At 66.2% G+C, this 22,414-nt stretch carries 21 protein-coding genes and 1 pseudogene; 11 read left to right on the forward strand and 11 right to left on the reverse strand.

Translation table 11 applies throughout. From position 1 onward, the window contains the following. Positions 1-52: 52 nt before the first annotated feature. Both EET03_RS00680 and EET03_RS00685 read right to left on the reverse strand, forming a co-directional pair. Positions 53-865: a tyrosine-protein phosphatase gene (locus EET03_RS00680; RefSeq protein ID WP_075542084.1), complete on the reverse strand. Its 813-nt coding sequence runs from the start codon at positions 863-865 to the stop codon at positions 53-55. Further along, complete coding sequence (locus EET03_RS00685) at positions 858-2,078, reverse strand: acyl-CoA dehydrogenase family protein (RefSeq protein WP_099194298.1); 1,221 nt, start codon at positions 2,076-2,078, stop codon at positions 858-860. The genes EET03_RS00680 and EET03_RS00685 overlap by 8 nt, the downstream gene beginning before the upstream one ends. Positions 2,079-2,208: 130 nt before the next feature. Here EET03_RS00685 and EET03_RS00690 point away from each other — a divergent pair, with 130 nt between their 5' ends. From EET03_RS00690 to EET03_RS00705, 4 genes are all read left to right on the forward strand, one after another. After that, positions 2,209-2,670: a nuclear transport factor 2 family protein gene (locus EET03_RS00690; RefSeq protein ID WP_075542086.1), complete on the forward strand. Its 462-nt coding sequence runs from the start codon at positions 2,209-2,211 to the stop codon at positions 2,668-2,670. Positions 2,671-2,904: 234 nt separating this feature from the next. After that, positions 2,905-4,014 (forward strand): Re/Si-specific NAD(P)(+) transhydrogenase subunit alpha, encoded by a 1,110-nt coding sequence (locus tag EET03_RS00695; protein WP_075542087.1) that lies wholly within the window; start codon positions 2,905-2,907, stop codon positions 4,012-4,014. 2 nt (positions 4,015-4,016) lie between these two features. After that, complete coding sequence (locus EET03_RS00700) at positions 4,017-4,343, forward strand: NAD(P) transhydrogenase subunit alpha part 2 (RefSeq protein ID WP_075542088.1); 327 nt, start codon at positions 4,017-4,019, stop codon at positions 4,341-4,343. Then, entirely contained in the window at positions 4,340-5,764 is a 1,425-nt protein-coding gene (locus tag EET03_RS00705; RefSeq protein ID WP_075542089.1) for an NAD(P)(+) transhydrogenase (Re/Si-specific) subunit beta, read from the forward strand. Before EET03_RS00700 ends, EET03_RS00705 begins: the two co-directional genes overlap by 4 nt. Positions 5,765-5,828: 64 nt before the next feature. Here the strand turns inward: EET03_RS00705 and EET03_RS00710 are convergent, their stop codons facing one another. Together EET03_RS00710 and EET03_RS00715 are read right to left on the reverse strand one after the other, a co-directional pair. Further along, positions 5,829-7,292: a PE family protein gene (locus EET03_RS00710; protein ID WP_075542090.1), complete on the reverse strand. Its 1,464-nt coding sequence runs from the start codon at positions 7,290-7,292 to the stop codon at positions 5,829-5,831. 283 nt (positions 7,293-7,575) lie between these two features. Beyond that, positions 7,576-7,701: a hypothetical protein gene (locus tag EET03_RS00715; RefSeq protein WP_023369539.1), complete on the reverse strand. Its 126-nt coding sequence runs from the start codon at positions 7,699-7,701 to the stop codon at positions 7,576-7,578. A gap of 172 nt (positions 7,702-7,873) precedes the next feature. Between EET03_RS00715 and EET03_RS00720 the strand changes: the two genes are divergently transcribed. Then, the gene (locus EET03_RS00720; RefSeq protein ID WP_036399235.1) at positions 7,874-8,506 is read left to right on the forward strand and encodes a TetR/AcrR family transcriptional regulator; all 633 of its coding nucleotides are present in this window, start codon (positions 7,874-7,876) and stop codon (positions 8,504-8,506) included. 173 nt (positions 8,507-8,679) lie between these two features. Here EET03_RS00720 and EET03_RS00725 read toward each other — a convergent pair whose 3' ends face one another. The 4 genes from EET03_RS00725 to EET03_RS00740 all read right to left on the reverse strand — a co-directional run bounded on the left by EET03_RS00725 (position 8,680) and on the right by EET03_RS00740 (position 14,538). Beyond that, a complete protein-coding gene (locus tag EET03_RS00725; protein ID WP_082274558.1) occupies positions 8,680-10,215 on the reverse strand; it encodes a PE family protein in 1,536 nt (511 codons plus the stop codon). A 134-nt stretch (positions 10,216-10,349) separates the two neighbouring features. Beyond that, entirely contained in the window at positions 10,350-11,834 is a 1,485-nt protein-coding gene (locus EET03_RS00730) for a PE family protein (protein WP_075542092.1), read from the reverse strand. 175 nt (positions 11,835-12,009) lie between these two features. Beyond that, positions 12,010-13,512, reverse strand: a complete 1,503-nt coding sequence (locus EET03_RS00735; RefSeq protein WP_122508708.1) for a PE family protein — start codon at positions 13,510-13,512, stop codon at positions 12,010-12,012. A gap of 135 nt (positions 13,513-13,647) precedes the next feature. Further along, entirely contained in the window at positions 13,648-14,538 is an 891-nt protein-coding gene (locus EET03_RS00740) for an alpha/beta hydrolase (protein ID WP_075542094.1), read from the reverse strand. A 161-nt stretch (positions 14,539-14,699) separates the two neighbouring features. Between EET03_RS00740 and EET03_RS00745 the strand changes: the two genes are divergently transcribed. Next, the gene (locus EET03_RS00745) at positions 14,700-16,046 is read left to right on the forward strand and encodes an FAD-binding oxidoreductase (RefSeq protein ID WP_425271487.1); all 1,347 of its coding nucleotides are present in this window, start codon (positions 14,700-14,702) and stop codon (positions 16,044-16,046) included. Positions 16,047-16,063: 17 nt separating this feature from the next. On the opposite strand, the gene EET03_RS00750 is transcribed toward EET03_RS00745, so the two are convergent. Further along, a complete protein-coding gene (locus EET03_RS00750; protein WP_075542095.1) occupies positions 16,064-16,612 on the reverse strand; it encodes a TetR/AcrR family transcriptional regulator in 549 nt (182 codons plus the stop codon). A gap of 170 nt (positions 16,613-16,782) precedes the next feature. Here EET03_RS00750 and EET03_RS00755 point away from each other — a divergent pair, with 170 nt between their 5' ends. Next, complete coding sequence (locus tag EET03_RS00755; RefSeq protein WP_075542096.1) at positions 16,783-17,664, forward strand: acyl-CoA thioesterase; 882 nt, start codon at positions 16,783-16,785, stop codon at positions 17,662-17,664. Positions 17,665-17,668: 4 nt separating this feature from the next. Continuing rightward, complete coding sequence (locus tag EET03_RS00760) at positions 17,669-18,583, forward strand: LLM class F420-dependent oxidoreductase (RefSeq protein WP_075542097.1); 915 nt, start codon at positions 17,669-17,671, stop codon at positions 18,581-18,583. Between the two features lie 14 nt (positions 18,584-18,597). On the opposite strand, the gene EET03_RS00765 is transcribed toward EET03_RS00760, so the two are convergent. Further along, on the reverse strand, positions 18,598-19,299 hold the full coding sequence (locus tag EET03_RS00765) for a DUF427 domain-containing protein (RefSeq protein ID WP_075542098.1): 702 nt from the start codon (positions 19,297-19,299) through the stop codon (positions 18,598-18,600). Positions 19,300-19,714: 415 nt separating this feature from the next. Between EET03_RS00765 and EET03_RS32235 the strand changes: the two genes are divergently transcribed. From EET03_RS32235 to EET03_RS00775, 3 genes and pseudogenes are all read left to right on the forward strand, one after another. After that, positions 19,715-19,912 (forward strand): CoA transferase, encoded by a 198-nt coding sequence (locus EET03_RS32235; RefSeq protein ID WP_279637564.1) that lies wholly within the window; start codon positions 19,715-19,717, stop codon positions 19,910-19,912. Continuing rightward, a pseudogene (locus EET03_RS00770) lies at positions 19,831-20,553 on the forward strand (CoA transferase); the annotation flags it as partial. The gene EET03_RS32235 and the pseudogene EET03_RS00770, both read left to right, overlap by 82 nt. A gap of 173 nt (positions 20,554-20,726) precedes the next feature. Further along, complete coding sequence (locus EET03_RS00775; protein ID WP_075542099.1) at positions 20,727-21,284, forward strand: hypothetical protein; 558 nt, start codon at positions 20,727-20,729, stop codon at positions 21,282-21,284. A 23-nt stretch (positions 21,285-21,307) separates the two neighbouring features. Here EET03_RS00775 and EET03_RS00780 read toward each other — a convergent pair whose 3' ends face one another. Continuing rightward, positions 21,308-22,414 (reverse strand): alcohol dehydrogenase catalytic domain-containing protein, encoded by a 1,107-nt coding sequence (locus EET03_RS00780; RefSeq protein ID WP_075542188.1) that lies wholly within the window; start codon positions 22,412-22,414, stop codon positions 21,308-21,310.

The following is a 22,414-nucleotide window of genomic DNA, read 5'->3' on the forward strand; positions in this document are numbered from 1 at the left end:
AGGCGATTCCGCGATCGTGTCTGGCCTTTGAGCCGACCTCCGAGATTGGAGTTCAGCCCAAAAGCTCGTCATGCAGTCGGCCGACGTCGGCCGCCGTGATACCCGCGTCGCACAGGTAGGCATCCACCGATCCCCAGGTCTCATCGATGGTCTGCCACGATGCCGCCAGGTACTCCGGCCGGACGCCGAGCACGCCGTCGGACAGCTGGGCTTCGGTGAACGTCACCACCTCCGGCGTCAGTTCGGCCTCGGAGCGCTGTTGGATCATTTCCGAGATTTGTTCCCGCAACCGCGGCACCGCGTCATTGCTGCGCAGGAAGTCGATCAGGATGGCCTCGCGGTCGACACCAACGGCTTCCAGCACGGTGGCAACCACGAAGCCCGTCCGGTCTTTGCCCGCAAAGCAATGTGTGAGCACCGCCCGCCCGCCGGTCAGCAAGGTGACGACGCGCTGCAGCGCGCGTTGGGCACCGGTACGCGTGGGGAATTGGCGATATTCGTCGGTCATGTAGCGGACGGCGGCCTGGTCGATTGATTCGCCGTCCGGGCTGTTGGTCATTAGCTGCCGAAACGCGTGTTCGTGCGGCGCATCGGCGTCGGTCCCGGCGTCGTCGTCGGCCAGGTCGGGGAACGGCAGGAGGTGGATGTCGACGCCGGCAGGCACTCGTCCCGGACCGCGCCGGACGACCTCGCGTGACGAACGCAGGTCGGCGACATCGGTGATGGCCAACCGGCGCAGCGTTTCCCGGCCGGCGTCGTCGAGGCGACTGAGCTCGCTGGAGCGAAACAGCCGCCCCGGTCTCAGCGCGGTGCTGTCGGCAACGTCACGAAAGTTCCACGCGCCCGGTAGTTCCAGGTCAGCCATGTCGGGTAACCGCGGCAGCGAACGCGGATTTCTCCCGCCCCAGCTCGGCGCGCGCAATGGACCGCAGGTGCACCTCGTCGGGTCCGTCGAAGATCCGCATCGCGCGATGCCAGCTGTAGAGCCTGGCCAGCGGGGTGTCGTCGCTGACCCCGGCGGCGCCGTGTACCTGGATCGCCCGGTCGATGACGTCACACGCGACTTGCGGTGCCACAGCCTTGATCATCGCGACCAGGTGGCGAGCCTCCTTGTTGCCGTGCTGGTCGATGGTCCACGCCGCCTTTTCGCACAGCAGCCTTGCTTGGTCGATTTCGTTGCGGGACTTGGCAATTGCCTGCTGGACCACGCCCTGCTCGGCCAGCGGGCGGCCGAACGCCACCCGGTTGCGCGCCCGATCCACCATCAGCGCCAGCGCGCGTTCGGCTCCGCCCAGCGCGCGCATGCAGTGGTGGATGCGGCCCGGTCCCAGCCGGGCCTGGGCGATCGCGAACCCGGAGCCTTCTTCGCCGAGCAGGTTGGTGGCCGGAACCCGGACGTTGTCGTAGCTCACCTCGCAATGGCCGTGCTGGTCCTGCCAGCCGAACACCGGCGTGGAACGGACGATCGTCACCCCGGGGGTGTCCATCGGCACCAGGATCATCGACTGCTGTTGGTGGGCGGCCGCTTCGGGGTTGGTGCGGCCCATCACGATCAGGATCTTGCAGCGCGGGTCGGAAGCACCCGATGTCCACCATTTGCGGCCATTGATGACGTAGTCGCCGCCGTCTCGGGAGACCGTGGTTTCGATGTTGCGGGCGTCGCTGCTGGCGACCGCGGGCTCGGTCATGGAGAACGCGCTGCGGATCTCGCCGTCCAGCAGCGGTTGCAGCCACTGCCGGCGCTGCTCGTCGGTGCCGAACATGTGCAGGATTTCCATGTTGCCGGTATCGGGCGCCGCGCAGTTCAATGCCTCGGGCGCGATCTCCAGGCTCCACCCGGTCAGCTCGGCCAGCGGCGCGTACTCCAGGTTGGTCAAGCCCGACTCCGCCGGCAGGAACAGGTTCCACAGGCCGCGTTCTTTGGCCTTGATTTTGAGTTCCTCGATGATCGGCGGCACGGTGTGGTCGTCCGGGCCGGATTCGTGGCGATATCTTTCGTAGTCGGACTCGGCCGGGAAGACGTGCTCCGTCATGAAGTCGGACAACCGCTGGTGGTAGTCGACGGCCTTGGCCGACATCGCGAAGTCCATTCCCACACCCTAAGGCACCATACGACACGTGCAATAAGCCGCCGCGAGCAGACACAGAATCGCGTGAATTCGCATACGTCAGTGCGATTCTGCGACTGCTCGCGATGCAATAGGCGTCATGAACGAGACTCGCCCGCCCTTCCCGCCGTTCACCTTTGGCACCGCAGCGCAGAAGGTCCAGGCCGCAGAGGACGCCTGGAACACTCGCGACCCTCACCACGTCAGCCTGGCCTACACCGTCGACTCGCAATGGCGAAACCGCGACGAGCGCATCGTGGGCAGGGACCAGATCGTGGCCTTTCTGGTCCGCAAATGGCAGCGCGAGCTCGACTACACGCTGCGCAAGAGCTTGTGGGACTTCCACGAAAACCGCATCGCGGTGCGGTTCCAGTACGAGTGCCGCGACCACGCCGGTCAGTGGTATCGCAGCTACGGCAACGAGCTGTGGGAATTCACCCCGTCGGGGCTGATGGCGCGCCGCGAGGCAAGCATCAACGACGTGCGAATCGCCGAATCCGAGCGGCGCTGGTTCGGTCCGCGACCGGCCTCTGAGCAGGGGCAGGACATCCCGCTCTGGTGAGGCCCGCCGCCGCGTCACACAACCTCACTTTGTGTCGCCACAACAGCCCGGCGGCTACCGGATTGACATCGAGCGGCGAACCATCAACCAGTGTGCTGAGGGTTACCGGCACCTCGACCTGAACGGTCACAAATCGGTGGTGTACGCGGCACGCGTTATGGTAGCCAGGCGCGCGGCCGAGCCGGCGGCATATCCATCGCGCAGGAAAGTACGAGGAAAGTAGATGTACGCGCCATGACAGATGCGCAGACCCACACCATCAGGGTAGGGGTGGTGGCCGAGTCACGGCCCGACGAACGGCGCGTTGCGCTGGTACCCAAAGCGGTCGCCTCACTGGTCAACAGTGGTGTCGCCGTCGTGGTCGAGCCCGGTGCCGGTCAGCGGGCGCTGCTACCCGACGAGCTCTACACCGACGCGGGAGCCACCATCGGAGATGCGTGGGCTGCCGACGTCGTCGTCAAGGTCGCGCCGCCGACCACCGAGGAGGTCGGCCGGCTGCACAGCGGGCAAACCCTGATCGGCTTCCTGGCCCCGCGCAACGCCGACAACTCGATCGGTGCGCTCAAGCAAGCCGGCGTGCAGGCCTTCGCTCTCGAGGCCATTCCGCGCATCTCCCGGGCCCAGGTCATGGATGCGCTGTCGTCGCAGGCCAACGTCGCCGGCTACAAGGCGGTGCTGCTTGCCGCATCGGAGTCGACACGGTTCTTCCCGATGCTGACCACCGCGGCGGGAACGGTGAAGCCGGCCACGGTGCTGGTGCTGGGTGTCGGCGTGGCAGGCTTGCAGGCCCTGGCGACCGCCAAGCGGTTGGGGGCACGCACCACCGGCTACGACGTGCGGCCCGAAGTCGCCGACCAGGTGCGCTCGGTGGGTGCGCAGTGGCTGGAGGTCGGAGTCACGGCTTCGGGCGAGGGCGGATACGCCCGCGAGCTGACCGACGAGGAACGCGCCCAGCAGCAGAAGGCTCTGGAAGAGGCGATCAGCGGCTTCGACGTGGTCATCACCACGGCGCTGGTCCCGGGCCGGCCCGCGCCGCGGCTGGTGACCGCTGCCGCCGTGGAAGCCATGAAGCCCGGCAGCGTGGTCGTGGACCTGGCCGGCGAGACCGGCGGCAACTGCGAGCTGACCGAGCCGGGCAAGACGGTGGTCAAGCATGGCGTCACCATCGCCTCGCCGCTGAATCTGCCGGCGACGATGCCCGAGCACGCCAGTGAGCTTTACAGCAAGAACATCACGGCCCTGCTGGACCTGCTGATCAAGGACGGCAAGCTGGCCGCCGACCTCGACGACGAGGTCATCGCGGAATCGTGTGTGACCCGCACCCAGGACGGAAAGGCCTCCTAGCGATGTACGACCAACTGTTGGAGAACCTGGCGATCCTGGTGCTGTCCGGGTTCGTCGGGTTCGCGGTGATTTCCAAAGTGCCCAATACCTTGCACACCCCGCTGATGTCGGGAACCAACGCCATCCACGGCATCGTGGTGCTCGGTGCGCTGGTGGTGTTCGGGCGGGTCGAGCATCCATCGATCGCGGTGCAGATCATCCTGTTCGTCGCAGTGGTGTTCGGCACGTTGAACGTGATCGGTGGCTTCATCGTCACCGACCGGATGCTGGGCATGTTCAAGGGGAAGAAGTCGCTACCCGCCAAAACTGAGGAGCCGGCAGCCAAATGAATTACTTGGTGATCGGCCTCTATATCTTCGCGTTCTCGCTGTTCATCTACGGTTTAATGGGCTTGACCGGCCCCAAGACGGCGGTGCGCGGCAACTTGATCGCCGCGGTCGGCATGACCATCGCCGTGGCGGCCACCCTGGTCATGATCCGGCACACCAGCCAGTGGCCGCTGATCATCGCGGGCCTGGTGGTGGGCGTCGTGCTCGGGGTGCCGCCGGCGCGGCTGACCAAGATGACGGCGATGCCGCAGCTAGTGGCGTTCTTCAACGGCGTCGGTGGTGGGACGGTAGCCCTGATCGCGCTCTCGGAATTCATCCAGACCAGCGGCTTTTCCGCGTTCCGACACGGCGAGTCACCCACCGTGCACATCGTGGTGGCGTCGCTGTTCGCCGCCATCATCGGATCGATCTCGTTCTGGGGATCGATCATCGCGTTCGGCAAGTTGCAGGAGATCATCTCCGGCCGCCCGATCGGTCTCGGCAAGGCGCAGCAGCCGGTCAACCTGCTGCTGCTGGCCGGGGCTGTCGCGGCTGCGGTGGTGATCGGGCTGGACGCACATCCCGGCAGCGGCGGAGTGTCGCTGTGGTGGATGATCGGTCTGCTGGCCGCAGCCGGTGTGCTGGGCTTGATGGTGGTGCTACCCATCGGCGGTGCCGACATGCCGGTGGTCATCTCGATGCTCAACGCCATGACCGGGCTGTCCGCCGCGGCGGCCGGTCTGGCACTGAACAACACCGCGATGATCGTGGCGGGGATGATCGTCGGCGCGTCCGGCTCCATCCTGACCAACCTGATGGCCAAGGCGATGAACCGCTCGATCCCGGCCATCGTCGCGGGCGGTTTCGGTGGCGGCGGGGTGGCCCCCAGCGGCGACGGCGGCGGCGACAAGCACGTCAAGGCCACGTCGGCGGCCGACGCCGCGATTCAGATGGCGTACGCCAACCAGGTCATCGTGGTGCCGGGCTATGGGCTGGCCGTGGCCCAGGCACAGCATGCCGTCAAGGACATGGCGTCGTTGCTCGAGGACAAGGGTGTGCCGGTCAAGTACGCGATCCACCCGGTGGCCGGCCGCATGCCCGGGCATATGAATGTGCTGCTGGCCGAGGCCGAAGTCGACTACGACGCGATGAAGGACATGGACGACATCAACGACGAGTTCGCCCGCACCGACGTCGCGATCGTCATCGGCGCCAACGACGTCACCAATCCGGCGGCCCGCAACGAAACATCCAGCCCGATCTATGGCATGCCGATTCTCAACGTCGACAAGGCCAAGTCGGTGATCGTGCTCAAGCGGTCGATGAACTCGGGTTTCGCCGGTATCGACAACCCGCTGTTCTATGCCGAGGGCACCACGATGCTGTTCGGGGACGCAAAGAAATCAGTGTCCGAGGTCACCGAGGAACTCAAGGCGCTGTAACCCGGGACGGCTTCTGATACCACATGAATCCGGCCGGTTCGGTGGAACCCGGCGCGGGGCCGTCTCAAATGACAGGCGGAATCAATCGCGCTACGGACCCAAGGGCGCCACTGAGCAACGACAGCTCTGTCACACTCGATTGGCCGAAGTTGAATACCAGGCCGGGATTCGCCGACGGGACATAGGGGTAGGTGTCAGGCAGCGAAGACTGCGGTAACACCCCGATATCCACCAGGGCGGCTTGGGGGCCTTGCACCGCCCCTGTCGCCAGGTGGGAGATCACTGCGATCGGGTTGACGAATCCGAACAGGCTGGCGGGGGTGGGCACATCCGCGTAACCGTAGCCGTAGCCCAAATCGACCAACACCCGTAGGTCCGGCTGGATCAGGTCGGCAAGCGGGGGCCCGACAAAGGGCAAGTCGCGAAGGGGTTGCAGCAACGGGAGGTCCTGGGTCAAAAACATGTAGTAATGGGTGTTGCCGGTGTAGCCCGGGGAGGTCGGCAATGGCACGGCATTCGCAACGTCGGCGGCCGTGATGGGATACGCGTTGTGGACCAATCTGATGCCCATGAAGGCGTTAATGTCGGACAAGATATTGAGCGGGTATTGCGGGTTGTGGGCATAGCCGTCGTATTGGCCGGTGTAGATGTAGGTCTGGTAAGGAGAATTCGGTGGCGTGGCACCGTCGAACGACACATCCATGAACGGGATGTAAAGGCCGGTGTAACGCTCTAGGATACCGCCGTTGGGGTTATTGATATTGCCGATCATCATGAAAGCCAGCCGACTGGGGTCTGGCTGTTGGCCGGGCGGTAGCGCCATCAGCGCGCGCATCTCATTGGTGGCTACCGCGGCGCTTTGCGAGTAGCCAAAAACGACGACGTCATGCCCATTTTGTAGTTCCGCGTTGATTCCGTTGTTCAGCAGAGTGACGCCCTGGGCGATGGACTGGTCGAGTGACAGGCGCCCGATAAACGGCCACCACTGCTCGGGCGTGTACTGGGCGACCGGGTTGTTGGGTCCGAAGATTGGCTGGATGTACGCGCTGTCAAGGGCCGCCAAGACAGGGGCAGGAAAGGTCGGATACCCGGTGCCGCCCATGATCAGCGCCGTGACCGGGTTGCCGGACAGCATCACAGTCGACGTCGAAGTGCCCACGGCGGCGCCAGGTCCGGCGTTGCCCAGTCCCAGCAGCGCTTGGACCGGCGCGTCGAGCGCGTCAAGGGCGCCCGACATGGCCGCGGCGTTGGCGGCCTCGGCCTGCGCGTAGGCGGCCCCAGCGGCCGCCAGCGCCTGGGTGAATTCGCTGTGGAAGGCCGCGGCTTGGTTCAGGACCGCCCGATAATCCTGGGCGTACGCGCGAAACAGCGCCGCAGCGGCCGCGGACACCTCATCGCCGGCTGCCGCCAGCACATGGGCCGTTGGGCCCGCAGCAGCGGCGCCGGCCGCGCTGATCGCCGAACCGATCCCATCCAGGTCGGCGGCCGCCGTGACCAGCATCTCCGGGACCGCGATCACACTGGGCATCTCGTCTCCTGTCCAACACCGAGGCCATTACCCGTCAAACGGGACCGACCTTCCCAAGCGCGGCCAGCCCTAGAGAGGGTGCCCAGAGCCTAAAAGAGTCCTGCCGGGGACGTCCGGCATTTTGGCCAATCCAGCTTCCGCCGGGCCCAAATGTCGCGATCGCGGCCGGTTGGGATCACCAATCGTTACAAACGGCAGGTCGCCGACATGGGGCTAGCCAGCCGCGATGGAGCTTGTCGGTTGCGCGTTGGTGGCGACGGTGGCGCCGGATATCTACAGCTCACTAAACGGGCGGGTAGGCCGGCGGCGGATAGCCGTTGCCGTCCTCGACCCCACGGATGCCCCAGGTCAGGTAATTGAAGAAGAACTCGATTTCGTCGCTCACGTCGTAGTCAGGACTTGGATCCATTACTGCACCTCTCGACTCGCTATCGACTCGCGACTTGGTCCCCCAGGAGTCTAGTCGGATCCGCGTCGGTGCGACAGGCGGTGCCGGCCCTGCATAAACTGTCCAACCAGTTGATTGGTCAAGCCTTGATTCGGGGTGCCGAGCCCCGCGGGCAGCGAGATAGCGAGTACCGATGCCACAAACGCCGTCCGAGAACGGACTTTCGCGCCGTGAGGAGTTGCTGGCCGTTGCCACGAAGCTGTTTGCTGCCCGCGGTTATCACGGCACCCGGATGGATGACGTCGCCGACGTGATCGGGCTGAACAAGGCGACGGTGTACCACTACTACGCCAGCAAGGCGCTGATCCTGTTCGACATCTATCGCCAAGCCGCCGAGGGCACACTGGCCGCCGTGCACGACGACCCGTCCTGGACCGCCCGGGAAGCGCTCTACCAGTACACCGTGCGGCTGCTCACCGGCATTGCGCGCAATCCGGAACGGGCCGCGGTGTACTTCCAGGAGCAGCCCTACATCACCGAATGGTTCACCAGCGAACAGGTGGCGGAGGTTCGCGAGAAGGAAGCCCAGGTCTACGAGCACGTCCACGGCCTCATCGACCGCGGCATCGCCAGCGGCGAGTTCTACGAATGCGACTCCCATGTGGTGGCGCTGGGTTACATCGGGATGACGCTGGGCAGCTACCGCTGGCTGCGGCCGAGCGGCCGCCGCACCGCCAAGGAGATCGCGGCCGAATTCAGCACCGCGCTGCTGCGCGGGCTGATTCGCGACGAGTCGATCCGCAGGAATTCTCCGTTGGGACCGTAGCGGCGACCCCGTTCTCCCTCAAGGATTCACCGGCGGGATCAGGTGCAGTATCGACGCGAGCGTGCAGCTCACCACCGACAGGCCCATCACGCTGGGCTGGCCGAAGCTGAGCGACAGGCCCGGATTCAGTGACGGAACGTACGGATAGGTATCCGGCTTACACCTCAGTTGCGCTACTGGATCAACGGAATGACCAGCGGAATCAACGGAAGTGCTAATGGAGTCAGCAGCGGAATGTGGTGGATAGGCGGAATCAAGTCCAGGAGCGGCCCGACGGCGCGAGTTAGTAATGATATGTCCGTCACGGTTGGCTGGCCCACGTAGAAATTCACGTCGGTGTCCAACGCCGGAAGATATGGGTATTCGTTCGGCAGTGCGGACTGCGGCAATGCTCCTACTTCCACGAGCGAGGCTTGGACACCCTTGACGGTGCCATCGGCCAGTTCTCTGCCGACGACGAAGGGGTCGGGTATGGAAAACAGGCTGGCCGGGGTTACGACATTCGCGTAGTCCTGGCCGTTTCCCCAGTCGGAGTAGCCCAAATCGACAAGTACCCGCAGATTGGGCTGGATGAGCTCGGCGAGCGGCTCACCCACAAAGGGGATGTCGCGAAGCGGGTGGAGCAATGGCAGATCCTTGGTCATGAACATGTAGTACTGGGTGTTGCCGATATACCCCGGAGACGTCGGCAACGGTACCGCGTCGTTAACGTCGAGATTTGGGTACAAATCGTGCCGTCCGGTGCTCATCAGCGCGTTGAGGTCGGCCAAGAAATTGAGCGGGTAGCGCGGGAAGTCGCTGGCCGGGTCGTATTGGGCGGCGTAAATGGTGGTCGGGTAGGGAGAATCCGGCGGGGTCGCTTCGGTGAACGTTATGTCCAACCAGGGGATGGTAAGGCCTGGAAATCGGGTGAAGAAGCCCCCGTTGGGAGTTGCGGGATTACCGGCCAGCACGAACGACAGCTGGCTGGGGTCGGGCCGCAGGCCGGGGGGCAAGGCCATGAGGTCAGTGATCACGTTGGTGGAAACCACAGCGCTTTGCGAGAACCCGAAGTTGACGACGGAATTTCCCGAGCCGAGCTGAGTCGCGATCGCATTAGTCAGATCCGTCATGCCCTGGGCGACGGACTCGTTGAGCGTCAGATTGCCCTGGAATATGGTGAGCGGCCACAGTTGCGCGGGGTAACTCACTCCCGAGGGGTTTGCGCCGGGGAAGAAGGGCTGGATGTACGAATCGTTGATCAGCTCTACGTAGATGGGGAAGGGTTCCGGGTCGAAGGTTCCGCCCATGACCAGCGCCACCGTCGAAGCGGCGGGTGCCGCGGCAGCCATCAGCGTCGGTGCGGGGCTGACGTTGGTGACCGTCGGCGCCAGCAGGCTCTGGACCTGCGCGTTGAGTCCGCCGAGAGCGTTGGCCACCACGGCGGCATTGGCGGCCTCGGCTTGCGTGTAGGTGGTTGCCGCGCCGGCCAGCGTCTGGACGAACTCGTCGTGAAACGCGGTGGCTTGCGTGAGGGCCGCCTGGAGCTGCTGGCCGTATGTGCCGAAGAGTTTGGCGATCGCCGCCGACACCTCGTCGGCAGCCGCCGCCAGCACATTGGTCGTCGACCCCGCGGCGGCGGCGCCGGCCGCGGTGATTGCCGAACCAATCTTCACCGCATTCGTAGCCGCCGACGCCATCATTTCGGGCGCAGCGATTAGGTGCGTCATTGCACATCCTCCCCTGAACAATCCGGTGTTTTCCAAGGGGTAACGAGCAAGCTTTTCTTGCTCTGGAAAACGGGGTCTCAGCTGGTCAGCGAGAGTGTGATTTTAGCAAGGCACACGCCTCGGCATGGGCGAAATCAATTCCACCACGGCGGAATCCATCCCAGATCCTTGGCCGCGGTGCCGAGGGCTCCGGTCAGCAGCGACAGCCCGGTCACGCTCGGCTGACCCAGAAAGACGTTCACGCCCGGGGCCACCGACGGAACGTACGGGTATTCGGTCGGTGTGTACGACGGCGGCAACCAACCAAGGCTCACCATGCTGCCCTGGACTCCCTGTACGGCGCCCTTGGCCAGGTAGTAGCTGACGGCGAACGGGTTGGGAACCGACAGGAACGAGGCGGGGGTGGGAATGTCGGCATAGCTCAGGCCCGGTCCGTAGTCGGAGTAGCCCAAATCGACGAGCACCCGCAGGTCCGGCTGGATCAGTTCGGCGATGGCGGTCCCCACATAGGGAATGGGACGAATAAGGCTGGTCAGTGGCAGTTTCTGGTTGAGGACCATGAAGTACTGGGTGTTGCCGGTGTAGCCGGGGGAAGTCGGCAGGAGTACGGCATTGTCTACCTGGGTGGGCGTTAGACCGACGTAGAAATGGGTACCGTCGAACACGCCGATGATGGCGTTGAGGTCTGCCAGGAGATTGAGCGGGTATTGCGGGAAGTTGGCGGCGCCGTCGTATTGGTGCGTGTAGATGACGGTCGGGTAAGGCGAATCCGGCGGAGTCGAGCCGTTGAACAGCACATCCAGGATCGGCAGGTACAGGCCGTTGAAGCGCTGCAGGATCCCGCCGTTCGGGTTGTTCGGGTTACCGGTCAGCACGAAGGCCAGGTCGCTGGGACTCGGCGGAGTAGGCAGGCTCATGAGATTACGTATTTCGATGGTGGCAATCGCGGCGCTCTGCGAGTAGCCGTAAACAACGGCGCTGTTGCCCAGAGTGCTGAGTTGCGTATTGATCGCATCGCGTGTGGCAGCCAGACCCTGAGCGATGGACTGGCCGAGCGTCAGGTTGCCGAGATTTAGAGTAAGCGGCCAGAACTGCTCCGGCGTGTACAGAACATTGGATATCGCGCCCGGGAAACGGGGCTGGATGAAGAGCGTCTGGGCGCCTGTCACATACATCTCGTCGGGGTACGGGATAGCAGTGCCACCCATGATGAAGGCCACTTGGGCGCCGGGGTTGGCTATCGACGTCACTGGGGTGGTGCCACCGGTCCCGGCGTTGGGCAGCAGTGGGCTCAACAGGGCCTGGACTTGGGTGTTGAATGCGCTCAGCGCGTTCGACGCGGTGGCCTCGGCTTGTGCGTAGGCGCTGGCCGCCGCGGCCAGTGCCCGGGTGAACTCGGTGTGAAACGCGGCGGCGTGGGTGACGACGGCCTGGTACTCCTGACCGAATGCGCCGAACAGCGTCGCGATAGCCCTCGACACTTCGTCTTCGGCCGCCGCCAGCAATCCGGTCGTGGGGCCGGCCGCGGCCGCGTTCGCCGCGTACAGCGCCGCCGCGATCCCGTCCAGATCAGTGGCGGCCGTCGCCACCATTTCTGGCGCAGTGAGCAAATACGACATCGCCACGTCCTTCGCAAACTGGGTCCCTTCCGGCCGGAAAACGGAAAGGGCCGCGACCGCGGGTATCAGGTATGAACTGAGACTAAAGCGGTCCCGCCGAGAAGTCCGGCGATTCCACGTTTCCGGCGGACCTGAACTCCCTGAAGTCGTGGCGGCCACGCCATGCGCCGTCGTCTCATGGGAAGACGGGCGGCGGAATCAGCTGCAGCAGCGACCCCAGGCCCCCACTCGCCAGGGACAGCAGTGTCACCTCGGGCTGGCCGATATAGAAATTCAGCCCCGGATTGATGGACGGAATCCACGGATAAGCCTGCGGGAACCACTCCGGGCCCCAGAATCCGGCTTCCACGCCGATTTCCACCGCGGCGGCGTAGGGCGCCTGCAGGCTTCCCAAGGCCAGGTAGTAGCCGACGGCGAACGGGTTGGGAATCGAGAACAACCCGGCCGGGGTCGCAACGTTCGCATAATTGGGTCCGTAGTCGCCGTAGCCCAAGTCGACGAGCACCCGCAACTGCGGCTGGAACAGGTCGGCGATCGGCGGGCCGGCATAGGGAATGTCGCGAATCGGCTGGACCAGCGGTAGATCTTGGGTCAGCAGCATGTAGTACTGGGTGTTGCCGGCATAGCCCGGAGAGGTCGGCAAGGGCACCGCGTTGGCGATCTCGCTGGCCGAGAGCGTCGGATATGTGTTGTGCACATAGAAGTAGCCCATGAAGGCGTTGATGTCCGACAAGATGTTGAGCGGATATCGCGGGGCGTTGGCGATGCCGTCGTACTGAGCGGTGTAAATGGTGGTCGCATAAGGACTGTTCGGCGGGGTCGCGCCATTGAACGGCACATCCAGGAACGGGATGTAGAAGCCGGGGAAGCGTGACAGCAGCCCGCCGTCGGGCGTATTGGGATTGCCAATTATGACGAACGAGATGTCGCTCGCATGGGGGGAGCCCGCCCCGATGAGCGCGTTGATTTCGTTGTTGACGATGGTGGCGCTCTGCGAATAGCCGAACGCGACGACCTTATTTCCCAGTGCAATTTGGGCATTGATGGCATTGTTCAGCGCCGTCACACCCTGGGCGACGGACTGGTTGAACGTCATGTTGCCGAGTTGCGGGGTGACCGGCCAGAACTGCTCGGGGGTGAAGAGCGCCTGTGGGATGGCCCCCGGGAAGAGGTGCTGAATGTATTTGACGTTGATTCGATTGAGGTATTTGGGGTCGGGGTCGGGGTCGGGGTTCGCGGTGCCGCCCATGATCAGCGCAACCTGGGAGGCCGCGGCAGGAACCGCTGTCAGCGCGCTGGGTCCGCCGGTGCCAACCCCCGCGCTCGTCAACAGCGACTGGATCGGTGCGGTGACCGCGGTGCGCGCATTCGACAGCGCCCCGTTCAGCAAAGCCGCGTTGGCGGCCTCGGCCTGGGCGTAGGCACCCGCCGCGGCGGCCAGTGCCCGAGTGAACTCGTGGTGGAATGCGGCAGCCTGCCTGACGACCGCCTGGTACTCCTGCGCGTAGGCATTGAACAGCGCGGCCGTAGCGGCCGAAACCTCGTCACCGGCCGTTGCCAGCAGATTGGCCGTCGGTCCGGCAGCCGCCGCGTTGGCGGCGGCTACCGCCGCGGCGATGCCGTCGACCTCGGCCGCGGCAGACGCCAATAGCTCCGGGGCAGTAAACACGTACGACATCTCCCCGTCCTTCCCGCTAACGGGCCCCGCCCTGTCCCGCCGCAACTAGCCGCAACCGCGGGTATTGGGTAATTACCGAGGGTAGAGCGGTCTTGCCGGGAAGTCTGGCGTTTGCCCGTATCGGCCCGGCCGGGACTAGCCACTTTTCAGGTGCTTGTCCAGGAACGCGATCTGGTCGGCGACGGCGCGCTCGAACGCGTCGCCGACGTAGATGGCGAAATGCCCCTCGGGATACACCTTGACCTCACCGCGGGGAGCTTTGGCGGCGTAACGCAGCGTCGGGCCGGCGGGCGCCACCGAGTCGGTCTGGCACACGCAGAACAGGATGGGGCAGCGGATCTTGGCGGCCAGCCGGCCCGGACGATAGGTGAGGACCCGCATGGCGATCCGGGCGGCGATCTCGTTGCGCAACTCCACACCCTCGGGCACCAGCTTGAGGTAGCCCTCGTAGGCGTCCGCGGTGGTCATCACCGCAACCTCGCCGGGCTTGCCCACCGTGGGAACGAGGACCGGGGGCCGTCCGGCCAGGGCGCCGACGACGTCGCGCAGCGCTAGTGCGGTGAGGCGCGCGACCGTGACCGGGTTGATCGCGCGGACGGCGGCGACGCCGTCGGTGAACGGGCACTGCGCCACGGCGGCGGCGATACCCGGCACCCGGGCGGCCGTGGCGATGACGTGACCGCCGCCAAAGGAAGTGCCCCACAAGCCGATTCGGCTCGGGTCGATGCCCTCGATGGTGCGCGCGTAGGCCACGGCCGCCGTCCAGTCCGCAAGCTGCATACCGATGTTCAGCAGTTGGCGGGGTTCGCCCTCGCTGTCACCGAAGTTGCGGTAATCGAACACCAGGCAGGCGTAGCCGGCCGCACTGAACCGTTCGGCGTAGGCGTCCAACCGCATCGTGCGTACCGCACCCAGTCCGTGCGCCATGACCAGCAGGGGCGACGGACCGCTGCTGGTGGGGCGGTAGAGCCACGCGCTGATCCGGTCGGCGCCGGAGGTGAAGCAGACGTCTTCGCGTTCGGCCACAGCCCCTCCACGGGATGTCCGGAGCCCGCCGGATGATGGACTACGGTCTGGAAACGCTACAGCATCGCAGCTTGACGGAGGACAGCCATGGCGATTCGCGTCGCCCACGTCGGCACGGGAAACATCGGTCGGCTGGCGCCTGACGAGGCTTCGTAGGCGCCATGAGCATCCTGGGCGGCCTGACCGCCGCCGTCGGTTCGAGCCACGTCACCACCGATGCCGACGTGCTCGCCGCGCGCAGCGTCGACCACACCGGCCGCTATCGGGGCCGGGCCAGTGCGCTGGTGCGGCCCGGCTCCGCCGAGCAGGTCGCCGAGGTGCTGCGGTTATGCCGGGACGCCGGGGCCTACGTCACCGTGCAAGGCGGTCGCACCTCCCTGGTGGCCGGCACTGTTCCGCAACACGACGACGTGCTGCTGTCCACCGAAAGACTTTGTGCGGTGGGCGATGTCGACGTCATCGAACGCCGTGTCGAGGCCGGCGCCGGGGCTACGCTGGCTGCGGTGCAGCACGCCGCGACGGCGGCGGGGCTGGTGTTCGGCGTCGACTTGTCGGCTCGCGATTCCGCGACCGTCGGCGGGATGGCCGCCACCAACGCCGGCGGCCTGCGTACGGTGCGCTACGGCAACATGAGCGAGCAGGTGGTGGGTCTGGATGTGGCGCTGCCCGACGGCTCGGTGCTGCACCGGCACAGCCGGGTGCGCCGCGACAACACCGGCTACGACCTGCCGGCGCTGTTCGTCGGCGCCGAAGGCACGTTGGGCGTCATCACCCAGCTGGATCTGCGCCTGCATCCGGCTCCGTCGCATCGGGTGACGGCGATCTGTGGCTTCGCCGACCTCGACGCGCTGGTCGACGCCGGACGGGTGTTGCGCGACGCGGACGGAATCGCGGCACTGGAATTGATCGACGGCCGCGCGGCCGCGCTGACCCGCGAGCAGCTGGGGCTGGCCGCTCCCGTCGAGGGAGACTGGCTGCTGCTGGTGGAACTGGCAGCCGACCACGATCAGACCGATCGGCTCGGCGGGCTGCTCGGCGGGATGCGGCGCTGCGGTGAAGCGGCGGTCGGCGTGGATAGCGCTGCGCGGCAACGATTGTGGCGTACCCGGGAAGCGCTGGCCGAGGTGCTGGGCGGCTATGGGCCACCGTTGAAGGTCGACGTTTCGCTGCCGTTGCCGGCGATCGGCAGATTCGCCCGGGACGCGGTCAGTCTGGTCCACGCCCATGTCGCCGACGCGCTGCCGGTGCTGTTCGGCCACATCGGTGAGGGCAATCTGCACCTCAACGTGCTGCGGTTGCCGCCGGACCGCGAACCTGCGCTGTATCCGGAGCTGATGGGACTGATCGCCGAGTGCGGCGGCAACGTCAGCTCCGAACACGGCGTCGGCAGCCGCAAACGCCGGTACCTGGGAATGTCCCGGGAGCCCAGCGATATCGCCGTCATGCGAACTGTCAAGGCGGCGCTGGACCCGACCGGCTATCTCAACGCGGCGGTGTTGTTCGAATAGCGGCCCCGGGCTGGCCCTCAGTCGGCTCCCTTGATGCCGACGGCATGGCGCAGCTGAGCCAGGAACTGATCGGCGTCGTCGCTGCGAACGATGTAGTGCGAGATCGCGACCCGGATTGCCGTCGCTGCCTTCACCGCGGCATTGGGGCCCGGAAGCAGCCGCTGCAGGCCGTCGCGCATCTCGGGTATGACGCCGGACATCTGCGCGATGACCAACTCCGGTTCGATATCGACCATCCGGACCCCCGAGTAGGAGTACTGGTAGTCGACGATGAAACACAGTGCGGCATCCAGCCTTTCGACGCCTTTGAGTCCGGCCGTCGCGTCGGCCAGTCCGCTTTCGAAGTTCTGGCGCTCGTAGCGCGAAAATGTGGAGAGCAACTCCTCTTTGGAAGCGAACCAGCGGTAGAGGGTCGGACGCGAGACTCCGGCCTGGGCCGCGACCTCCGAGAGGCTGAGCTTGGTCTTGCCGCTGCGGCCGAGTACCTCCGCGGTGGCCGCCAGGATCCGCTGACGGGTCGAATTGTCGGTCTCGGTCGCAGCTGTTGCCCCAAACGCCTGGCTCATGCCTCAAACTTTACAAAGCATTGGGTAAGTGTCACGGTGTTTCACCGCCGCGCCCGGCAACCGCCGGAGCCGGCCCCGGCGGCCGGGCCCTAACCCGCAACCTTTACAAAATGAGCGCAAAGTGTCACGCTGGGCCGTGAGTTGGCGTCGCGAGCAAGAGGTGAACGCAGTTGACGACAGATTCTGAACAGGCCCAATGGTCGGTCGATCGGCTGCTCGAGCTCTTCGAGGTACGGGCCCAGGGCACCGATCGGTTCAGCGCCGACACCGGCATCGCCGGGAAGGACGACCGGCAGGTGGTGGAGGGCACCCAGGTGTTCGCACAGGCAATCGTCGCTGTGGCCAAGCGATTCCACGGTAAGTCGGTGCGTTCGGCGCACGCGGTGTTTTCCCGCGCCGTCGCGGTCGGTCCGCCGACCGAGCTGCTCCTCGACGTCGTGCACGAGGGCCGGTCCACCGCCACCGCCGTCGTCTCGGCGCGGCAGGACGGCCGGCGCTGCATCACCATGACGGTCCTGGCCGACGTCCCCACCGGCGACGTGATCCGCCATCACCTGCCGCGGCCCGGCGTCGCGGCGCCCGCGGACGCCAACGTCTCGCAGATGCCGATGATCGGACGCGAGTTGCGACTCGTCGACGTGGTGGACGTCAACAGTCCCGACGAGGTCGGACCACCCGAGTTGTACGCGTGGTTGCGCTACCACCCCATCCCGGCCCGTGACGACCTGGCCAAGGCGTTGGTCGCCTACTTCACCGGCCACCTCGGGATTTCGACCACCATGCGGGCGCACCCGGGCATCGGTACCAGCCAGGCGCATCTGAGGGTGTCCACCGCGCCGATGACGATCTCGGTGGCCTTCCACGAACCGGTGCGCTGGGACGGCTGGTTGCTCTACTCCCACGAGAGCACGCAGGTCGGCGCCGGGATGTCGTACGTCCGCGGCACCGTGCACACCGAGGAGGGCGGACTCATTGCGTCCTTTGCCCAGGAGGCGATGATCCGGCCGCTGCGCACCACCGACACGGCGATCGACGCCCGGTCCCGGTTCTAGCGGTATGCGCTTCGCCGTCACCCACCCGATGCACAGTCATCCCTACAATCCGGAGCTGTTGTCCGGGGCCAGTATCGCGGCGATCGCCGCGGCGGCCGAAGGCGCCGGCTTTCACGGGTTCGGCTTCACCGACCACCCGGCCCCGTCACAGCGCTGGCTTCAGGCGGGCGGCCATGACGCGTTGGATCCGTTTGTCGCCATGGGTTTCGCCGCCGCACGCACGACGACGCTGCGCCTGATTCCCAACATCGTGGTGCTGCCGTACCGAAACCCATTCCTGGTGGCCAAGTCCGGCGCAACGTTGGACCTGCTGTCCGGCGGCCGGTTCACCCTGGCGGTCGGGGTGGGATATCTGAAACGGGAATTCGCGGCACTGGGTGTCGACTACGACGAGCGTGCCGAGCTGTTCGAGGAGGCGCTGCAGGTCATCCGCGCGGTGTGGACCAGCGATGACATATCTTTTGCTGGAAGGCATTTCACCGCGAGCGGCATCACCGCGCATCCCAGACCGCTGCGCCCGCCGCGGATCTGGATCGGCGGCAACACCCGGGCGGCCCGCCGTCGCGTTGCCCGCTACGGTGACGGCTGGTGCCCGTTCCCCGCCCCTGCGCGGCTGGCCCAGACCGCGGGTACCGCGGCCATCGACTCGGTGGACCGGCTTGCCGACGGTATCGAGGACTTACGGCGCAACTGCGACGCGGCCGGCCGGGACTGGTCGGCAATCGATATCACTTTCGCCAACGCCGACGGGGGCAGCCCGGCGAGCGACGGCTTCAACGCCGACGCCTACCTGTCCGGGTTGGAAAAGCTTGCCGCCCTTGGCGTTACCTGGGTGCACGTGGGGCTGCCCGGCGACAGCCTAGCTCATGTGCTGGAGAGCATCGAGCGGTTCCGGACTCTGGTGATCGATGCCGCCTGACGCCTCCTCGCGGATCACAGCACCCTTGTCGCCCCGAGAACGCGGCCCGGCAGCTCCGCAATGACATCGATGCGGGTGTCGTCGAAGGCGAGGAATCCCTCGATCGGCAGGCTTTCCGGAAACGGATCGGTATAACTCCACGCGGCGTCTTCGACGAAGACGTCGTCCAGGATGGCGGACCAGTATGTCGCGACGCCCTTGTAGTTGCAGTAGCTCGACGTGTCCGACTTCCGCAGTAGATCGGTGCGCACCTGCGAAGGCTCCACGTACAGCCGCGGTTCCAGCGACGTCTCGAAAACGATCACCGTGTCGTGGGTGTCGACCAGCGCTGTCCCGGCGAGAGAGACGTTGAGGTGACGGGTGGTGGGGCGGCAGTCGACCCGGTGGTACGGATTTGGGGGATAGTGGACGAGTTTGCGCCCCTCCTCCACCCAGGTGTCGACGGCGTCCCACGGCACGTGAACATAACCGGGCGCTTCGGATTCGGGCTCGGTCGGTAGGTCGCCGACCTCGTCGTCCGGGAAAACGTAGCCGAGCGGGTGATCGCGCCGGTGGACCAGCAGCGCCCGCTCGGTGTCGATGACCAGCCGCCCGTTCCGGAAGGCCTGGATCCGGCGCGGATGCGGTTCGATGTACACAAGGTTTGCGGGTATCGGCGGACAGAAGTGTCCGGCCGGGTTCCGGCTGAGGGGACCATGTCCGGCCACCAGACTCATGAGGCTCCTCCCAACTGGGGTACCCGCACCGCGGCCATGGTGACCGCGTCGCCGCGCGCCGCGTCTGCCAAGCGCAGGGTTGCGGGCGCGCTGCTGGCGGACCGCGAACCTCGACGACGTCGTGCTGTCAGGTAAGCGTAAGTCGCGGCCCGACCGGTATCCGCCATGGATTGCCGTTACCCGAAATGTGAGTGTGCTATGACCGTGTGTTCCAGCCGGCTTCTGGTTGTGAGGTAGTGGTGCGTGCGCGATGCGGAGTTGGCGTTTCGTCGGACTTCGTATGTCCCAACCGCACCGTGGGCGCGCTGCCTCGAAGGGTCTTGGCCGGGCTTCGGTCCCGGAGAGGCTCGGGCTGACGAGCCGGAGTAGGAATGAGCCATGGCGGGACCGGTAGCAGGCATCACAGTCGTCGAGCTTGGGGTCTGGGTCGCCGGACCGGCCACGGCCGCCCATCCTGGCCGACTGGGGCGCCGACGTCATCAAGATCGAACCGCCGACCGGTGATCCGGGCCGGATGTTCGGGCGGATGCTGGGATGGCCGAGCTGCTCACCCCGCCGGGCGGCACCCCGCCGTGCCAGCGCGGCGGCATGGGTGATCACTCGGCGGGCATGACCCTGGCGGCCGCCGTCTGCGCGGCACTGCTCGCGCGTGAGCGCACCGGAACCGGTCAACTGGTGACCACCTCGCTGTACCGCCAGGGCGCCTACACGGTCAGCTTCGACCTGAACACGTATCTGCTCACCGGCCAGCCGATCGCGGTCGGACAACGCGAGTCGATGGGTAACCCGTGCATGAACAACTACACCACCGGCGACGGGAGGCGGTTCTGGATCGTCGGGCTTCAGGGTGATCGGCACTGGCCGGCGTTGTGTCGCGTTGTCGGGCGGCCGGAATGGCTGGCCGATCCGCGGTATGGCGATACCCGCGCCCGCGCCGCCAACGCCGTGGCGCTCATCGCCGCGCTGGACGAGATCTTCGCGACGAAGTCGCTTGCCGAATGGGCGGAAGCCTTCGCCGCCGAACCGGATTTCTTCTGGTCCCCGGTCAACACGCTCGAGGACGTCGTCGCCGACGAGCAGTTCCACGCCGCGGGCGGCATCGTCGCGGTGCCGGACGGGGAATCGAGCGTGCCGATGGTGGCCACGCCGGCGGATTTCCACGGCACGCCATGGGCGCCCCGCTGGAAGGCTCCCGCACTGGGCCAGCACACCGAGGAAGTTCTGGCCGAACTTGCGGCCCGCCGCAGGTCTTGACGATCCCGGAAGCTTTACAAATTTGCGCGAAAGTGTCACGCTGTCGGGTGAGCCGTGTCACCCGATTCGCCGAAACCGGGCCGGTCCCGGTGGGCTATCCGGTGCGGCGGACACCCCTGACAGCCGCGGCAAGCCACCGGTCCGCATGTGGTCCACGCACGAGGAATGAACCGATGATCACTCCCACTTTCGGCATCAGCGATTACCTGGCGACAGATGCGCACCGAGGGCCGCGGACCGACACGGAGTGTCTGCGTTACCGGCTCGAGGTGGTGGCCACCAGTGCCGTCGACGTGGTGCACGCCGCCGGGGGCTGGTTGTACGACCGGGTGACGGCCGGTTGGGAGGTGACGGTACTGCTGCCGGGCGGCGACCGCACCCGGCCGTTGGCGATCCTCGGGGCCCGGGCCGCGGACCTGGAGACCGGATTGACCGAGTCCCGCCCATGGGGGCCACGGGGTCAGAGCCTGGCCGTCAGCGCCGGTGCGTTCGCGGCGGACGATCGCGTTCGCGACCGGGTGCTCGAGGCGCTCGAGCACCGGTCGGGCGAGGTGGCGCTGTGGGGTGACGAGTGGCCTTGGGGGCTGAATCGCGCGATCGGCCCGGTGCAGCATGTGCTCAGCTCGGCTGCCCGGGCGTTCAAGCGTCAGGCGCTGAAGGCGGCCGGAATCCGCTGCGGCTCAGTCGAGTCGGTCGAGACGTTGTTCAGCGACACGCGGTGGTGGGGCTAGTTGCCGGTGGGAGCCCCACAGAGTCAGAACGTGATGAGCTGGCGGATCGCCGTGCCGTCGGCGAGATGGTCCATCGCCGCGTTGATGTCGTCCAACCGAATCGTCGACGACACCAGCGATTCCACCGGCAGCCGGCCGGACCGCCACAGCGACACGAATCGGGGAATGTCGCGGCTGGGGACCGCCGAACCGAGGTAACTGCCGATCAGCGACCGGCCTTCGGCGACAAGACTCAACGGCGAGATGCTGATCCGCGCGTCCGGGGGCGGCAGCCCGACGGTAACGGTACGGCCGCCCGGGGCGGTCAGTGCGATCGCGGTCTCAAGCGCGCCGGCGTGACCGACGGCCTCGACGACCACGTCCGCTTTCACCCCGGAATCGGTGGCCCGCTGCGGCGTGTAGGTGTCATGGACGCCGAGTGTCGTTGCAGTGGAAAGTTTTTCGGGTATCTGATCGACACCGATGACGCGGACGTCGGGATAGGTGAGGGCGGTGAGCACCGCCGCCATCCCGACGCCCCCGAGTCCGACGACGGCGACCGACTGTCCCGGTCGCGGGTGACCCACGTTGATGACGGCGCCCCCGCCGGTCAGCACCGCGCATCCGAGCAGGGCCGCCACGTGCGGCGGCACATCGTCGGGTACCGGGATGGCACTGGCCCGGTTGACCACGGCGTGGGTGGCAAATCCCGAGACACCGAGGTGGTGGTACACCGGGTGGCCGTCCCGGCTGAGTCTGATAGCGCCGCCCAGTAATGTGCCGGCCGCGTTGGCGGCGCCGGCCGGCTGGCACGGCGTCATGCCCTCGGTCGCGCATGCCGGACAGTGTTCACACCGCGGTAGGAAGACCAGCACCACTCGCTGGCCGACGGCTACGTCGTCAACCCGGTCACCGACCTGCTCGACGATTCCCGCGGCCTCATGGCCGAGCAACATCGGCACCGGCCGCACCCGGTTGCCGTTGACCACCGACAGGTCGGAGTGGCATACGCCGGCGGCCTCGATGCGGACCAGCACCTCGTCGCTGCCGGGCGCTTCCAGATCGAGGTCGGCAACGCCGATCGGCCGCGACTCGACGTACGGGCGAGGCGACCCGATCCGCTCGAGCACCGCGCCGCGGATGTGAAACAT

This window comes from Mycobacterium innocens, assembly GCF_900566055.1.
Lineage (GTDB): Bacteria > Actinomycetota > Actinomycetes > Mycobacteriales > Mycobacteriaceae > Mycobacterium > Mycobacterium innocens.